This is a genomic window from Pseudoalteromonas rhizosphaerae, from assembly GCF_028885455.1.
Lineage (GTDB): Bacteria > Pseudomonadota > Gammaproteobacteria > Enterobacterales > Alteromonadaceae > Pseudoalteromonas > Pseudoalteromonas rhizosphaerae.
The window spans coordinates 2,966,440-2,981,928 of sequence record NZ_CP118496.1; the positions used below are offsets into that span (position 1 = coordinate 2,966,440).

The window sequence follows — 15,489 nt, forward strand, 5'->3', positions numbered from 1 at the left end:
GTCGTAGAAAAGCAAATTGACAATAGTTTTACACATTCTTTGGTGCTAGACTGCGCGCCGTGTCGTCCTGCGGCTCATAACATACAATTTTTACATTTTTATAAAGGTTGTTCAAACACCATGGTAACTGCAATTATCCTAACCCTGATAACGCTAGCATTCGTGCTCATCGTTATAGAGGATATTATCCATGTAAACAAGGCCAAAACCACGCTTTTCTTTGGTACTTTATGCTGGATTATCTTATTTATCTCGCCGCTTCACGGGCAAAGCCCCGAAAACGTACAACATCAACTTGACCACAATATTTTAGAGATTGCCACACTCTGGTTGTTTTTAATGGCTGCAATGACCTTTGTAGCCTATTTGAACTCCAAAGGTTTTATCCAAAATATTGTGCATAAGATAATGCCCAGTGCTATTAGCGAACGCAAACTGATGTTTTTGATTGGCGGGTTCTCCTTCTTATTTTCGTCGATTTCAGACAATATCACAGCCACATTAATTTCCCTTGCGGTGGTGATGTCGTTAAAACTCGATCCGAAAAAGCTAATTAAATACGCTACGCTTATCATCTTTAGTGTGAACTCGGGCGGAGTGTCGTTAATTACCGGTGATGTTACTACCTTGATGATTTTCCTTGATGACAAAGTTACCATTGGTCACTTGCTATTGTTGGTTGTGCCTGCGTTATTTAGCGTGGCGCTATTGGCCATTATGCTGTCATTTGGACTCAACGGCCAAGTTGAGTTTACCAAACAAGAGGACCGTCGCATTGAGAAAACAGATATCACTATTGCAGTGATTTTCTTATCAACGATTGTCGGGACATTAACGTTAAGCGTGCTTTATCATGTGCCGCCTTTGTTAACTTTCTTATTTGGTTTGTCGTTGATGTTTTTAGTAGCGCAATTTTTAATGCGCAAAAAAGATGTGAATAAAAAAATCATCGATTATATTCGCGAAATAGAATACGACACCTTGCTGTTCTTCGTTGGCGTATTATTACTTGTAGGCGCCCTGAAAGAAGTCGGTATGCTCAGTAAGTTCACTCATCTTTACGAGTTAATGCCAGCACAATACGCTAATTATTTAATGGGTATATTATCAGCTGCGGTTGACAACGTACCGCTAACGGCTGCATTACTTAAAGCTGAAATAGTGATGAGTCCACAACAATGGTTGTCGTTTACGTATGCAACTGGGGTGGGGGGGTCCATGCTTATTATTGGCTCGGCTGCCGGTATTATCGCTATGAGTAAAGTAAAAGCGCTTACCTTCATGAGTTATTTACGTATGTCGGTGTATTTATTAATCGCTTATACAATTGGTTATATGGGATCGTATTTAGCAGGTAGTTTTATTTAATTGCTTTTATTATTTAAAACAACTTGACAGCTAGACGTCTAAACGATAACTTTCAAAGCCCGCTTAATAGCGGGTTTTGTTATTTAATTGCTAATAATTTACGTAATTAATCTAACATTCAGAAGAGGTGCGGTACTTAGGTACTTAATGTTAGGCGACGTATGCCTGTAATCATTAAGGAGGGAAGTACTCGCCGAGGAAAGCAACTGGACGTCACAGTGGTTTTTCGGTTTATGGGGCTGAATCCTCAAAACTGTCACCAATTAGGTGGAGAGCTTCTGGCAGTGGACTTTTCTTATCGAGCACCCCCTTGCCAAGTTCTTCTTGTTTTATCGTGGTATGAATGCCACAAAAGGAGACGACATGAATACCCAATTAGCTGCAACTAACTTGCAACAGTCAGCACAAAATCAAAAATCAGACTACGTAGTCGCAAAGTTCGGTGGCACCAGTGTGGCTAACTTTGAAGCGATGAGCCGTTGCAGTGAAATTATTGTAGCCGATAACAACGTACGAGTAGTGGCCGTCAGTGCCAGCGCAGGAGTGACTAATCACCTTGTGACCTTATGTAAAAAAGATTTATCAGCAGATGAGCGCAATGAGAACATTGCTGGCGTTATTGCTATTCAAGAAGCTATTTTAAATGAGCTGTCATTGGATGCTGATTTAGCTCATGGCTTTGATGAAACCATTAAAGCTTTTAAGTCACTTGCCAGTGAGCCACTAAAATCAAAGCAACAACATGATGAGTTATTGAGCTTTGGTGAGCGTTTATCATCCTATTTATTTACTCAGGTACTGCGTTTAAATGGCTTAAATGCGGTGCGTTTTGATGTGCGACAGGTATTAAAAACCGACAGCCAATTTTCTAAAGCAACCCCAGATGTAGCTGCAACAGCAATGGCCGCAAAAGAGCATTTAATTCCGTTATTAGCTGAACAGGTTATTGTAACTCAAGGCTTTATAGGCAGTGACGCGCATGGTCAAACTACCACACTTGGTCGTGGTGGTTCAGATTACAGTGCGGCATTACTGGCCGAAGCTATAAACGCTAAAAGCGTGCACATTTGGACTGATGTAGTGGGCATTTTTAGCACCGATCCGCGCTTATGTGCTAAGGCTACGCCGATTGCGCGTTTAAGTTTTGATGAAGCGGCCGAAATGGCTACCTTTGGGGCGAAAGTATTACATCCGGCAACTATCTTACCTGCGAGCCGCAGCCATATTAGTGTGTTTGTTGGTTCTAGCCGTGAGCCTGAACGTGGTGGTACCTGGATCGAACGTGAGAAATCACAAATCCCCGGAATTCGTGCTGTCACGCAGCGTAAAAATCAAATATTGTTAACCTTAAAAAGCCCCGAAATGCTTTTGGCTAGTGGCTTTTTAGCTCACGTGTTTACAATTTTAAGTGAGTTTAATATCTCGGTTGATTTGGTAACTACCTCAGAGATAAGTGTTGCTATTACTTTAGATAATGCGCCAAATGCCTCGCGTCCTGAGCTTGATCAAGAATGCCTTGATAAGTTAGCGGAGTTTTGCCACGTGTCGGTTGAGAACAACTTAACCTTAGTGGCATTAATTGGTTCACAAATTCAATTACGTCAGCAAGAAATTAACTTAATGAATGTATTAAGCGATTTTAATATTCGCTTAATTTGTCATGGCGCAAGTAAACATAACCTGTGCTTTTTAGTGGAGCAGAGCGAGTCAGACTTTGTTGTGCAAGCGATCCACAGCCGTTTATTAGAAGTTCAAAACGCCGCGTAATTGGGCGGTTGAATTTACCACAGAGCACTGCCAGTCAGTGCTCTTGTCACTTACCACACTGATATCAAACTCATGATATTGACAACTCAGCGCTGTTAAATTTGCTCGCTCAAGTTCAGTAAATACATTGGGGCTGAGTAATTTTGCAATTGGTTGGCTGGTGGCTTTGGCAAGTGCTTCTTTTAAGGTCCATATTCTAAAAAATCGTTCTGCACTTTGCTGATCTTGCGTTATTAAATTTACCTCATCAAGATGATAAAAATGCTTAGCGAGCTTTGCAAATGGACGCTTCAGGTTTATTTTTTCAATATCAAAACCAAATTCAATTCGTTCTACATTTAATGCAGCACCCACAAAACCATTAGAGTGGGATAAACAACTACGCAATACAGTGTCACTGTCAGTTATATGTAGCAGTAATTTACTGCTTTGCTGGTCAAATTCAGAGCTAATATGGTTATTTGCTAGCTCACGAAATTGTGGCATCGTTTGCTTTACCAAATACTTAAGCAGTAGCCGAGTGGCTAAATATTCTTGCTTGGCTTTGTAACTTTTTCTACGGGTGATAACCGTCAGTTCAAATGGGCTTAATAGTGCGTTTAAATCAAATTCATCAACATTTAACTGCTGGGCGTCAAATAATAAAATAGTATTCGCATTGAACGGCTGCACGCTGTGTTTGGTGATAACGAGTTGCTGTTGAAAAAATAACGCAGGCATAAAATCCACAATTAAAGTGATAAAAGAACAAACATGTTTATATTTTGTGCGGTTGTGCGCTGGTTAATTAAGCCAAGGCAAATTTATTACTCTGTGAGAGTTAAATATGGTTTAATTCACAATAATGAAAAATAATAACAGATTTGTAGATGTATGGCACAATTGCGTGATGGTTTTCAAAGCCGCCTTGGCTTTGTTTTAGCAGCTTCTGGCGCTGCAGTTGGATTAGGTAATATTTGGGGATTTCCCACGCAAGCGGCAAATCATGGCGGCGGCGCGTTTTTACTAGTCTATTTTATAGTTATCTTTTTTTTAGCCTTGCCAGCTTTATACACTGAGTTGTACTTAGGTCATAAAGCGCAAGCTAATCCGGTTAAAGCACTTAGACAAGCATGGCAAGAGCAAGCACCGCAAGTAGGCGCTGCTGCTGGTTATTTAGGTTTAGCCGGTGCGATTGTGATGCTGAGCTTTTACTCAATTGTTGCAGGTTGGATGCTTGCTTATGCCCTTGAACCCATTGCTAGCTTTTTTGGATTTACCACCGTCAGTACGTTTTTACACACGGATTCGATGGCGCGTAATTTTGTATTTACACCACTGATGCTGATCCTCACTGCGAGTATTATTCTCAAAGGTGTTAAATCTGGCATAGAAACATGGTCGCGACGGTTAATGCCGATGCTATTAGTGTTACTCGTTGTGCTAATTGCTTATATAGCCACGCTTGATGGCGCAAGTGAAGGCTTTGCTGCGTATTTAGTGCCAGACTTTAGCCAAATACTCGACCCAGGTTTAATTATTGCGGCAATGGGGCAGGCGTTCTTTTCGCTGTCACTGGGTGTCGGTTGTATGATGATTTATGGCTCGTACTTGCAGCCTGATGCTAATTTGCCGCGGTTAACCGCGTCGGTAGCGTTACTTGATACAGGGGTTGCCTTTTTAGCTGGTTTATTAATTATTCCTGCAATTTACGTGGCGCAGCACAATGGCGTGCAAGTATTTAGTGATGGAAAATTAGTGGGAGAAGGGCAACTAATTTTCGCAATTCTACCGCAGTTATTTAATACTATGGGCGAAATTGGCTTATTGGTTGGTTTACTGTTTTTTGTACTTATGTCGATTGCATCACTCACATCGACTATTTCATCAACTGAAATTCCAGTTGCTTTTTTAGTTGAAAACCATCAAGTAGAGCGTAAAAAAGCGACGTTTTTAGTGAGCTTAACGGTTTTAGCCGCGTCATCGTTGATTATTTTCAATTTTGATTGGCTATTTGGTTTAGTGATCATGGTACTGACTCAGTATCAATTACCGCTTATGGGCTTATTTTACTTTATCACTGTAGGGTGGTTGTGGCGCCGTGGTAATCAATTAAATGAGGCTGCAAGTGGCATGCGTTATTGGTTTGCTCAGTACATACGTTATGCGTGTCCGATACTGATGACCGCCGTGTTCGCTAATGTCGCGTTTGGTTGATAATTTAGCGGTCAGTTTTTTAGTTTTAATTGTTAATACATAGTGTTATACCAATCGTTTTAAGTTACTGACCATTTAGCTCGCTAGAATGGTTAAATATTTAAGTCGATTGGTATTATATCCAAGGAGGAATTATGAACATAGATGTTAAAGTCCCTACGCTTCCAGACTCAATACACACAGCAGATATCGCTAAACTTTATGTTAGTGAAGGCCAACTCGTTTATGCCGGTGATGTGTTATTTGATGTTGAAACTGAAAAGGTTGTTTTAGAAATAATGGCCGACTGCAGTGGCATTATTGAGAATATAACGATTGCAAATGGCGACCATGTTAATCCTGAACAGGTTGTAATGACTTTGCAGCAGCTTGCAGACAGCGAACTGCCAGCACGACCAACAGTAGACCAAACCCATGACAGTAAACTGTCAGTAAGCGGCTCAGCAGAAGAAGACGCTATTGCTTCTGCATTATTTAGTAAACTAAATACTATCTGCTGGGTAATTGGTTTTATTATCGGTGTGGCTGCAGGTGTTTTAGGAACCCTCATTGTGCTGGGTAAATAGCTAAAATGACCAATTATGTAAACCACCCAAAATATGGCAGCGAGCCAATCCTCTCTGGTAATAGTTATACAAAGCAAGAAATCGATAATGCCCATTGGCGATATGCAAGTTTGCGTTACTTTCCTGAGACGGCGACCCCCGCAGCAATTGAAAAACAAAGTTACTGTGTATATCCAAGGCAACTCTATGTTGATATAGAAGAGCAATGTGTAGATTGCCATAGAGCGTTTATATTTTTTGCTAAAGAGCAGCAATATTGGTTTGAAGAATTAAAGTTTTGGATTGATGCACATGCGATCAAGTGCTTTGAATGCAGAAAGAAAAGCCGTGCAATAAACCAGTTGCAAATTATCTATGCAAACTTAATCATTAAAGAGCATATAACGCTTGAGGAAACTCAATTGCTCAAGTCCAGCGCGCAGCAACTTTTTGAGTCAGGAGTGATCAAAAAGATTAATAAAATAAATGCTATCCGTAAAATGTAAGTGCCAGTGTTTAAGATACTTATATGTATAAGCTTGTTTGTCAGATTCGATTAATAGGACTCAATCAAGTCTGACCTGTCACAGATGTGAAGCGGAAGGTGGTAACGCCTTGTTATACCTTTACGTACACTGAGCTATCAAGTTGTCTAAATAAATAAGACACAAACCCAAGTAAATCGAGACAGTCTTGTTTATTTATAGGCCAGTCAATTGCAGGCTCATGAGCAGTAGGATTACGTATTGCCTGCATTAAACCTGCGGATAGAAACTTTATGCCATTCTGAGTGTTTTTATCTGTTTCAGTTTGGCATGGTGTTATTTTTAGTACACCGTTATCAGCCCCCCAAACATCGAGCATTAATGCTTGGCCATCTTTAGGAGAAACAGACTTACTTTGAACCAATTTATTATAAACCTTACAAGCTTCAAAAATAGCATGAAAATAATGCCCTTGAAGGAATAACTTTTTTGCGTGTTTTATAATCTCTGGGTGATATGAGCGAGACATAAATTCCGAGAGTAATTCTTTATTAATAGCTGAAGAATTTAACCCTGCATTCTCTAATATTTTTTCCAATGCCTCAATATGCTCATCAGGACAAATTTGACGGCAAAATGATATTAGTAGTGCAGTTCTTTTCGTTGATTCCATTTTATTTTTGGCTAAAGACAGAATCCAATCATGCACTGTCCGCGCTCTTAAAGAGGTAATAGAATCATTCACAAAAGACTCTTGCTTAATCCCTAGAATCGCTTGGCCAATACGGTTAATTTGATTTACCGAAGTGTCATACTTTAGTAAATCCCCCACCTCGATAGCAACCAATCTATAATTCATATAGTAAATTTTCCCTAAAGGTATAACGAGGCTGTAGAATAACTCCAACACCCAAATTCATTTAAAAAACGAGCTGTTTTTCTTAAAAAAGAGTAATTCTACAGCCTCAACGCCTGCCTAAGCGGCGATTAATAATGGGCTAAAATATTGAGCGCAGCGACAATAGTCCATTGTTAATTGTCCGAGCGAACTTGAGAGCGAATTGAGGCTCTTGTGTACGCCCGACATGGGCATTGACTTATGAGGTGAAAGTCCTCTGTAGGAAGATCACCGTTTAAATAACATACTGTTATTAAACGATAACTACTAGCGAATGGCAAGGGCTAAATCGCGAGAGATAGTCTGGAGGAAGCCGCTAGCAAATCTGCGAGCTGATGAACAAAAACATCATATGAGGCGTAGGCTGAAGACGAGCTAGCACAAGATAGCGAAGTCATGTGATCTAACGGCCACCGTAAATGATGCAGTTGTGCAGAGAAAGTCGATGCACCTTATTCGGGGAGATCTGATAAACACGCATCCGCGCTAACGCTTGGAGATTACCAGTTAGGGACTGGTTGATCAACCCTTGGCGCTTTGGTTGCTGCGACCTACAGCGAGCGAAATAGCAGTAAACAAGCGTTAGTTTAGACGCGCTTTATCGAGTAATCGCTAGAGTGATTTATCAGAAGTCAGCAGACGGCATAGTAGCCAAACGCCCATCGTAATGGAGGGGACACGGTGAAGGCCTGAACATCTTAACCAGAGGAGATACTACAAATGAACTTGAATTCACATAGATCACCGTGTTGCGATAGTGATGAACAGCGTTCTACTGTGAATAATACCTCGAATGAATATAGCCAAACAGATCATGACCTGATGGCAAGGGTACTAAGCAACCACAATATTGGTGCAGCATGGCAACATGTTAAGCGCAATAAAGGGGCTGCGGGTATTGATAATATGAGTATTGAAGAGTTTAATCACTTCGCTAAGTTACATTGGCTGGGTATTAAACAACAATTACTTAACGGCACTTATCAACCCTTGCCAGTCAAACGCGTGATGATACCCAAACCCGATGGCGGTGAGCGAATGCTTGGGATCCCTTCTGTTATCGACAGAGTGATCCAACAAGCCATTGCTCAAGTGATCAGCCCTTACTTTGAGACTCAATTTTCACCACATAGTTATGGTTATCGTCCTCATAAAAGAGCCAGTCAAGCAGTGAACCATGTTCAATTTTGTGTTAAACAAGGTTATAAAACAGCGGTTGATATCGACTTGTCTAAGTTCTTTGATGAAGTAAACCATGACATGCTGATGAATCGTGTTGGTCGTAAAATCAAAGACAAAGCACTCATGCGCCTACTCGGTAAATACCTACGAGCGGGAGTAGCAGAGTGCGAAACAGGTCTGTGGTTTGAGTCAACCAAAGGAGTCCCTCAAGGTGGGCCATTATCCCCTTTACTTTCCAATATTTTACTCGATGAATTAGATAAGAAGCTAGCCTACAAACACCTTAAGTTTGCCCGTTACGCTGATGACATAATCATTTTAGTAAAAACCAAAAGCGAAGGACTAATAATCCAACGGGAAATTACTGCGTTCATCACTAAGCGATTAAAACTCAAAGTGAATGAATCGAAAAGTCGGGTCGGTCCAGTATCAGGCTCGAAATTTCTCGGGTTTACCTTCCGCTACGGTCAAGTGCAGATCCACGAACAGGCGCTAAAGAAATTTAAAGCAAATGTCAGGGAGCTCACTAACCGCAACTGGGGGATCTCAATGACCCTACAAATTCATAAACTCACACAGTATTTGCGCGGCTGGGGACACTACTACCTAATAGCCAACGCTTATCAGCTAACGGTGGATTTAGATCACTGGATCCGCCGTAGGATAAGAATGTGCTACTGGCGGCAATGGCGTAAACCTCGCACCAAAGTACGCAGTTTAATGAAATTGGGTGTTAGCGAACGACTCGCCATTGCATGTGGTATCACCAGTAAAGGTCCTTGTAGAAGCTCAAAAACAAAAGGAATTAACATTGCGATAGGCAATGACTATCTAGCGTCACAAGGTTTAGCGTCATTAAGAGATATTTGGATCAATATTCACTACGGGAGATGAACCGCCCATTGCGGACCCGCATGATGGGTGGTGTGGGGGCTGGAGGTTAGAGACCTCCGGCTACCCGATTAGGTATTATTTAACCTTTTTAGCTGCTTAACACCAAAGAATGTACCAATAGGAATAAATAAAAGCCATAGATACGCGAAGTATTTGCAGTAAGTAACAAACAACTTGGAACTATGATTTTTGTTCAATAACCAAACACTGATGATTAGACCGATTAAAGCAGGAATTATCTGGATAAGAGAAAGCACGATGCCTGCCGATATATGACCTGCAACTAATTTAGGATCGTTTGTAGCTAACTCTAAGAATGCGGAATATAAACCTGAAAAGAAGTTAAGTAATGATAAGAGTAAAAAGCATTGTAAAACGATACTTATAAATTTTAATAGATTATACAAACTCGAACCTTCCCTGAATACCTAACGAGGCTGTAGAATAACTCGTTTTTAATTTATTTTTATTGATGCATTAACCATAGCCGAGTTCCTATTTTGATTCAATCTGTTACTTCGATTTTACGGAGAACAAAGATGACACCCACCCTAAAGTTTGTATTTCCCCTATTTTTTACTAACTTTAAATTAGTATGAAAAACAAATAGGGTGTTCCATGGCAATTGCAAGAAAGCGTCAAGTAAGTTTGATTGATACAAGGTACTATCATTGTATTTCACGCTGTGTACGCCGTGCTTTTTTATGCGGTGAAGACCGTTTTACAGGTCAGTCCTATGAGCACCGCAGAGGCTGGGTAGAAGATAAACTACTCGCATTGGCTAAGGTGTTTTGCATTGATGTGTGTGCGTATGCAGTGATGAGCAATCACACACATTTAGTGTTGTATGTTGATGATAAAAAAGCCAAACGCCTTAATGACAAAGCCATTATTCTACGCTGGCATAAGCTGTGTAAAGGCACGTTATTGACGAAAAAGTATTTGCAAGGTGAAAAATTAAGTAAATCAGAGCTCATCTTTTTTAATCAAACGGTTGAGCAATATCGAGAGCGGTTATCCAGTATTAGCTGGTTTATGCGGTTGTTAAATGAAGATATTGCCCGCAGAGCCAATAAAGAAGATAACTGCACAGGCCGATTCTGGGAAGGTCGCTTTAAATCACAAGCTCTACTAGATGAAGCAGCACTTGCAGCCTGTATGGCCTATGTTGATTTAAACCCAATAAGAGCAAAAATAGCCAACACGCCAGAAGAATCAATTCATACCAGTGTGCAAAAACGAATTGAAAGTGCAACCACAGGTAAGCAACCTAAAAAGCTATTACGTTTTGCAGGGATGCCACGCCAAAGAATGCCAAAAGGACTCCCGTTTGAGCTTAAATCGTATCTTGAACTTGTTGAATTAACGGGCCGTGTAATGCGAGAAGATAAGCGAGGATACATTGAAAACACATCCCTTACTTTATTAGAGCGAGTCAATATTAGCCCAGAGAACTGGTTAAAACTCACAACGCAATTTACCCGCGTGTTCCATGGCGCTGTTGGAAGACCTTCGTCACATGAAAGCTATTGTGATAATTTAGGAAGGAAACGAAGAGCGAATATGAGTAACTGTGAAAAGTTACTTGCATGAGAATCAAACTACTCAGTAAAAATTTAAAACTGCATCATGCAGTTATTGTCATGCATGTAATTTAGGTTTAATAGTGACAATGACCCATTTAATGGATGAGGTGAAAGTAACCAAGTAGCAAAAGATATATTTTAGCCTAAAAGAGTAAATTTAGTGACACAGTTTTGCTTGTTCAATTAGAGTGGCTGTCTGCGTTAGTTTCTGCGTTAGTTCCGTAAGCACATACCCTAAACCACTTTAAAGTGTAGTTCTTAGGTGTGAATGACTATAATTCGCTCATAGCAGCCTGCCAGCCAACTCTAATTATTGGTTAAAAGTGTTAGAACAGATATTTGTTACTTCAGCTTATGCAACTTAACCGGTTTAAACCAAGCTAACTTGGTTGATTTTTTGTGCCTTAGTTTTTAAACTTTTACCTAGCACCTAGTACTTCGTCACACAAATTTTGACTAGTTGAGAGCACCGTAAGCTCTCTCTAGTTTTTCACGTGCTGAATCAACATTAAACATCCAATTTATACTGGCGCCTTCTTTATTTCGGCGCCATTCCCACGCCGTGAGCTCTGTCTTTAACTCTTCCATACTTGCTATGCGCCGATCTAAGCATTGCTTATTCATATTGCCAATTTCTATCTCGACCATATTCAACCAACTCGCATGTTTAGGTGTGTAATGGAACTCTATTTTATTTAAAATACGTCGTGCTTCTTGCGGTGAAAATGCTTTATATAACGCACCTTCCGTATGAGTCGATAAGTTATCTAGCACGACACGAATTTTATTCGCATGTGGGTAGTGTTCATCGACTAAGTCCTTCATACAGTGTGCAAAATCAACTTTCGTTTTCCTCTGTGTTGCTTTAACGTGTCGCCAACCCCGATGACGGTCAAAGAATACAAATAAGTTAGCCACGTCAACCCGTTTATATTCATAATCTAGGCGTTTTACCTGTCCCTTTTTCATCGGTTGTACTGGCCGTGTATCATCAACAAGTTGCTTCATCGCCTCATCAAAATTAATAATGGGATTGAGCTCATCCGCTGGCTCAGCATATAATTCAAGTACATGCTCCATTCTTGCAATATACTCAGCGTCCATTGTTGCCACACACCACATCTTTTTTTGCCATGGCTTTAACGCATTTTCTTTAAGGCGTCTACGAACCGTTTCATATGAAATACTGTCTAAATCCGTTAATGTTATTAATCGCTCGCCAAGTAACGCTAATGTCCATCGGCAGTGTCCTGTTGGCGGCTCAGAACAGGCTGTGGCTATTAAAGTTACTTCATCTTTCGCGGAGGTTTTTCTCATAGCACTACTTCGTGCACCTTCATTTAAAGCGGCTTCTAAACCGTCTTCGACAAACTGACGTTTGACTCGAAATACAGTTGAAGAGCTCACTTGAACCGCTTCACATATTTGATCTGTTGTATATCGACAACGGTCCGCTTTTAATAAAATGGCGGCTCGTTTGTACTTTCGAACATTGACCATGCCTTTTTTGCAGTAGTTAACTAATTCGCATTTTTCTTCTGCTGATAATTCAACAATATACTTTCGGTTCATAACAATATTAAATGAGTAAATATGAGTTAAAGGATCGTCAATTAGGATAAAAGTTCATTATGAATAAAGAAGAGTTGCCGTCGTTCACTGTGAAACAAGGGCAGTATTTGGCATTTATTTATTACTACACAAAAGTGAATGGTGTTGCACCTGCTGAAAATGATTTTGAGCGTTATTTTGGAACTGCATCATCAAGTGTTCATGCAATGATTTTAACGCTTAAAAAGAAAGGGTTCATCACTTCAACTGCTGGAAAAAGCCGAACGATAAAGCTATTGATAGGAATAAATCAGTTGCCTGAATTTAAGTAAGGCAACTGATCAGAACTTCTGTGAACGAGTACTAGCACCTAGCACCTAAATCAACCTCTTATTTAACTTCATTACTTAGTGGTTGGTTATTAGCGAACTCAAGTGCATTATTTACGGTGATTTGCGCAATTTCACTCAATGCTTCTTTGGTAAAAAAGCCTTGGTGGCCGGTGACCAGTACGTTTGGAAAACTTACCAAACGCGAAAACACATCGTCTTGCATAATTTCATCACTGCGGTCTTTAAAGAATAGTTCTGACTCTTGTTCGTACACATCTAGCCCTAAATAACCCAATTTTTTAGTTTTAAGTGCGCCAATACAGGCTTTGCTATCAACTAATGCGCCGCGGGAAGTGTTTATAAGCATCACCCCTTGCTTCATTTTGGCAAAAGCGTGTTCGTTGATCATATGATGAGTTTGCTCGGTTAACGGGCAGTGTAAAGAGATCACATCGCTTTGACTTAATAAAGTGTCTAGATCACAAATTGTATACTTACCTGGAACTGCATAAGGGTCGCAAACCAATACATTTGCACCAAAGCCATTGAGTATATTTACTAAAGCCAAGCCAATTTTTCCACAGCCTATGATACCAATGGTTTTCTTAAATAAGTTAAAGCCAAGCAAGCCATTTAAATCAAAATTATCTTCACGGATACGGTTATAGGCTTTGTGAGTTTTGCGATTGAGGGTAAGCATTAATGCCACACAGTGCTCTGCAACTGCCTCAGGGCTGTAAGCGGGTACTCGGCATACTTTGATGTTATGGGCATGTGCCGCAGCTAGGTCAACGTTATTAAAGCCAGCACAGCGTAATAAAATACATTTCACGCCGAATTGAGCAAGCTGATCAATAACCGTTTTATCAACGATATCGTTTACAAATACGCATACAGCATCAAAGCCTTGGCTAAGTATGGCACTTTTCGCATCAAGAGATTGTTCAAAACGGGTTAATTTGATGCGTGTTTGATTGTTTAAACAGGCATCAAAAGATGCATGTTCATATTTTTGCGAACTGAAAAGCGCTACCGTTAGTTGCATCATTAATATTACTCTCTATGACCTGTTTCAAGGTGTCGGGTTTAGTGCGCGGTGCATAACGTACCGCCAATTGTCCCTCAGAGTTTATTAGAAACTTGGTGAAATTCCATTTTATAGCACGATTTTGTGCAATTCCTCGGGTATGTGCTTTTAAATAGTTAAATAACGGGTGAGCATCAGGGCCGTTGACCATTACTTTACTAAACACAGGAAAACTAACATTAAACTGTTGTTGATAAAAGTCTTTAATATCAATGTTGTCTATTGGCTCATTGTAGTCAAATTGATTACACGGAAATGCTAACACAATAAACCCTTGTGCTTTATATTGCTGATACAGCTTTTCAAGTGCGCTTAACTGCACCGAAAAGTTACACTTACTGGCGGTATTGACGATTAAAATCGTTTTGCCTTTTAACTGACTTAAGGCAAAATTTTCGCCGTTATAAAGCGGGGCACTGAATTGATATATGCTATCCATAGGTTACCTATTTTGTCTCGTCCATGAAGAAATTTAATGAAGACTTTTTCATTCGCTTTTTTACTGTTCGGTTGAGATAATCAAATTATCTTTTTAAGTTACCACTGAAATAGGTCAATTTTATGTCAATGAAAGTCGCATTTATCGGTTTAGGTGTAATGGGTTATCCAATGGCGGGTCATTTAGCAACTGCCGGTCATCAAGTAACCGTGTATAACCGTACCACAGCAAAAGCACAGCAATGGGCAGAAAAATACGCAGGTCAGGTGGCATTAACGCCAGCAAAAGCCGCAGAACATGCAGATATCGTATTTATGTGTGTAGGTAACGATGATGATTTACGCTCAGTCGTTTATGGTGCTGACGGGGTGATTAAAGGTATGCAAGCAGGCACTATTTTAGTCGATCACACCACGACTTCAGCCGAAGTTGCGCGCGAAGTATCCGCTAATGCGGCACTAAAAGATATTGCGTTTATTGATGCGCCAGTATCGGGTGGTCAAGCTGGTGCTGAAAATGGTGTATTAACAGTCATGGCTGGTGGCGACGCAGCAGTGTTTGCAAAAGTACAACCAGTTATGGCGGCATTTAGCCGTTTTAGCCAGTTACTTGGCGAAGTTGGCTCTGGGCAGTTGTGTAAGATGGTTAATCAAATTTGTATCGCGGGCGTTGTACAAGGCTTGGCCGAGGGCTTACATTTTGCCAAACAAGCAGGCCTTGATGGCGAAAAAGTCATTGAGACGATTGCAAAAGGTGCGGCTGGTTCATGGCAAATGGAAAACCGTTACAAAACCATGTGGGCAGGTGAGTACGAATTTGGTTTTGCTGTTGATTGGATGCGTAAAGATTTAGGTATTGCGTTAGATGAAGCAAAAAATAATGGTGCCACTTTACCAATGACCGCGACGGTCGATCAGTACTACGCTGACGTACAAGCACTTGGTGGTGGGCGTTTTGACACATCAAGCTTATTGGCGCGCATCGAAGCGTTACATAAAAAATAGATAATCAGAGCATCGGATAATAAGTCTATCTCCAGCAAGTAAATTAAACGCTAACTGTCTTAAATTTACTTGCATAAGCCCGCAATTAGCGGGTAGATGTGGCTTATTATTCCTGAAATCTCCAGTTACGTAATCACTGACCCAAACATTGTTTG

Annotated in this window: 14 protein-coding genes and 1 riboswitch; of the genes, 9 read left to right on the forward strand and 5 right to left on the reverse strand. The window is 40.4% G+C overall.

What is annotated here, in order from left to right; all coding sequences use genetic code 11:
- Positions 1-120: 120 nt before the first annotated feature.
- Both nhaD and lysC read left to right on the forward strand, forming a co-directional pair.
- Positions 121-1,368 (forward strand): sodium:proton antiporter NhaD, encoded by a 1,248-nt coding sequence (nhaD, locus tag PVK79_RS12740; protein ID WP_145242276.1) that lies wholly within the window; start codon positions 121-123, stop codon positions 1,366-1,368.
- A 114-nt stretch (positions 1,369-1,482) separates the two neighbouring features.
- Positions 1,483-1,654, forward strand: a riboswitch (Lysine riboswitch).
- A 77-nt stretch (positions 1,655-1,731) separates the two neighbouring features.
- Positions 1,732-3,135, forward strand: a complete 1,404-nt coding sequence (gene lysC / locus PVK79_RS12745; RefSeq protein WP_149982695.1) for a lysine-sensitive aspartokinase 3 — start codon at positions 1,732-1,734, stop codon at positions 3,133-3,135.
- Here lysC and PVK79_RS12750 read toward each other — a convergent pair.
- Positions 3,112-3,855, reverse strand: a complete 744-nt coding sequence (locus PVK79_RS12750) for a 4'-phosphopantetheinyl transferase family protein (protein ID WP_182778481.1) — start codon at positions 3,853-3,855, stop codon at positions 3,112-3,114. The genes lysC and PVK79_RS12750 overlap by 24 nt on opposite strands.
- 153 nt (positions 3,856-4,008) lie before the next feature.
- Between PVK79_RS12750 and PVK79_RS12755 the strand changes: the two genes are divergently transcribed.
- The 3 genes from PVK79_RS12755 (at position 4,009) to PVK79_RS12765 (ending at position 6,382) form a co-directional block, all read left to right on the forward strand.
- Positions 4,009-5,331, forward strand: a complete 1,323-nt coding sequence (locus tag PVK79_RS12755; RefSeq protein WP_257325767.1) for a sodium-dependent transporter — start codon at positions 4,009-4,011, stop codon at positions 5,329-5,331.
- A gap of 134 nt (positions 5,332-5,465) precedes the next feature.
- On the forward strand, positions 5,466-5,897 hold the full coding sequence (locus PVK79_RS12760; RefSeq protein WP_182758643.1) for a biotin/lipoyl-containing protein: 432 nt from the start codon (positions 5,466-5,468) through the stop codon (positions 5,895-5,897).
- A 5-nt stretch (positions 5,898-5,902) separates the two neighbouring features.
- A complete protein-coding gene (locus PVK79_RS12765) occupies positions 5,903-6,382 on the forward strand; it encodes a zinc-ribbon domain-containing protein (RefSeq protein ID WP_257325768.1) in 480 nt (159 codons plus the stop codon).
- 112 nt (positions 6,383-6,494) lie between these two features.
- Here PVK79_RS12765 and PVK79_RS12770 read toward each other — a convergent pair whose 3' ends face one another.
- Entirely contained in the window at positions 6,495-7,220 is a 726-nt protein-coding gene (locus PVK79_RS12770; RefSeq protein WP_257325769.1) for a TIGR02391 family protein, read from the reverse strand.
- 759 nt (positions 7,221-7,979) lie between these two features.
- Here PVK79_RS12770 and ltrA point away from each other — a divergent pair.
- Both ltrA and PVK79_RS12780 read left to right on the forward strand, forming a co-directional pair.
- Positions 7,980-9,335, forward strand: a complete 1,356-nt coding sequence (gene ltrA / locus PVK79_RS12775) for a group II intron reverse transcriptase/maturase (RefSeq protein ID WP_257324051.1) — start codon at positions 7,980-7,982, stop codon at positions 9,333-9,335.
- A gap of 618 nt (positions 9,336-9,953) precedes the next feature.
- Entirely contained in the window at positions 9,954-10,928 is a 975-nt protein-coding gene (locus PVK79_RS12780) for a transposase (protein WP_257325771.1), read from the forward strand.
- 449 nt (positions 10,929-11,377) lie between these two features.
- On the opposite strand, the gene PVK79_RS12785 is transcribed toward PVK79_RS12780, so the two are convergent.
- Positions 11,378-12,493 (reverse strand): IS630 family transposase, encoded by a 1,116-nt coding sequence (locus tag PVK79_RS12785; protein ID WP_257325772.1) that lies wholly within the window; start codon positions 12,491-12,493, stop codon positions 11,378-11,380.
- 59 nt (positions 12,494-12,552) lie between these two features.
- Between PVK79_RS12785 and PVK79_RS12790 the strand changes: the two genes are divergently transcribed.
- Positions 12,553-12,804 carry a LexA family protein gene (locus PVK79_RS12790; protein WP_149983453.1) on the forward strand — a complete coding sequence of 84 codons (252 nt, stop codon included), beginning with the start codon at positions 12,553-12,555 and terminating at the stop codon, positions 12,802-12,804.
- A gap of 58 nt (positions 12,805-12,862) precedes the next feature.
- On the opposite strand, the gene PVK79_RS12795 is transcribed toward PVK79_RS12790, so the two are convergent.
- Together PVK79_RS12795 and PVK79_RS12800 are read right to left on the reverse strand one after the other, a co-directional pair.
- Positions 12,863-13,849, reverse strand: coding sequence for a 2-hydroxyacid dehydrogenase (locus PVK79_RS12795; protein ID WP_182768032.1), 987 nt, complete (start codon positions 13,847-13,849; stop codon positions 12,863-12,865).
- Positions 13,809-14,330 carry a glutathione peroxidase gene (locus PVK79_RS12800; RefSeq protein WP_182731252.1) on the reverse strand — a complete coding sequence of 174 codons (522 nt, stop codon included), beginning with the start codon at positions 14,328-14,330 and terminating at the stop codon, positions 13,809-13,811. The genes PVK79_RS12795 and PVK79_RS12800 overlap by 41 nt, the downstream gene beginning before the upstream one ends.
- A 122-nt stretch (positions 14,331-14,452) precedes the next feature.
- Between PVK79_RS12800 and PVK79_RS12805 the strand changes: the two genes are divergently transcribed.
- Positions 14,453-15,334, forward strand: a complete 882-nt coding sequence (locus PVK79_RS12805; protein ID WP_182731253.1) for an NAD(P)-dependent oxidoreductase — start codon at positions 14,453-14,455, stop codon at positions 15,332-15,334.
- Positions 15,335-15,489 lie beyond the last annotated feature (155 nt).

Excerpts from the sequence above, each read along its gene's own strand:
- nhaD (WP_145242276.1), top strand. The coding sequence starts at position 121 with ATGGTAACTGCAATTATCCTAACCCTGATAACGCTAGCATTCGTGCTC.
- lysC (WP_149982695.1), top strand. The coding sequence starts at position 1,732 with ATGAATACCCAATTAGCTGCAACTAACTTGCAACAGTCAGCACAAAAT.
- PVK79_RS12750 (WP_182778481.1), bottom strand. The coding sequence starts at position 3,855 with ATGCCTGCGTTATTTTTTCAACAGCAACTCGTTATCACCAAACACAGC.
- PVK79_RS12755 (WP_257325767.1), top strand. The coding sequence starts at position 4,009 with ATGGCACAATTGCGTGATGGTTTTCAAAGCCGCCTTGGCTTTGTTTTA.
- PVK79_RS12760 (WP_182758643.1), top strand. The coding sequence starts at position 5,466 with ATGAACATAGATGTTAAAGTCCCTACGCTTCCAGACTCAATACACACA.
- PVK79_RS12765 (WP_257325768.1), top strand. The coding sequence starts at position 5,903 with ATGACCAATTATGTAAACCACCCAAAATATGGCAGCGAGCCAATCCTC.
- PVK79_RS12770 (WP_257325769.1), bottom strand. The coding sequence starts at position 7,220 with ATGAATTATAGATTGGTTGCTATCGAGGTGGGGGATTTACTAAAGTAT.
- ltrA (WP_257324051.1), top strand. The coding sequence starts at position 7,980 with ATGAACTTGAATTCACATAGATCACCGTGTTGCGATAGTGATGAACAG.
- PVK79_RS12780 (WP_257325771.1), top strand. The coding sequence starts at position 9,954 with ATGGCAATTGCAAGAAAGCGTCAAGTAAGTTTGATTGATACAAGGTAC.
- PVK79_RS12785 (WP_257325772.1), bottom strand. The coding sequence starts at position 12,493 with ATGAACCGAAAGTATATTGTTGAATTATCAGCAGAAGAAAAATGCGAA.
- PVK79_RS12790 (WP_149983453.1), top strand. The coding sequence starts at position 12,553 with ATGAATAAAGAAGAGTTGCCGTCGTTCACTGTGAAACAAGGGCAGTAT.
- PVK79_RS12795 (WP_182768032.1), bottom strand. The coding sequence starts at position 13,849 with ATGCAACTAACGGTAGCGCTTTTCAGTTCGCAAAAATATGAACATGCA.
- PVK79_RS12800 (WP_182731252.1), bottom strand. The coding sequence starts at position 14,330 with ATGGATAGCATATATCAATTCAGTGCCCCGCTTTATAACGGCGAAAAT.
- PVK79_RS12805 (WP_182731253.1), top strand. The coding sequence starts at position 14,453 with ATGTCAATGAAAGTCGCATTTATCGGTTTAGGTGTAATGGGTTATCCA.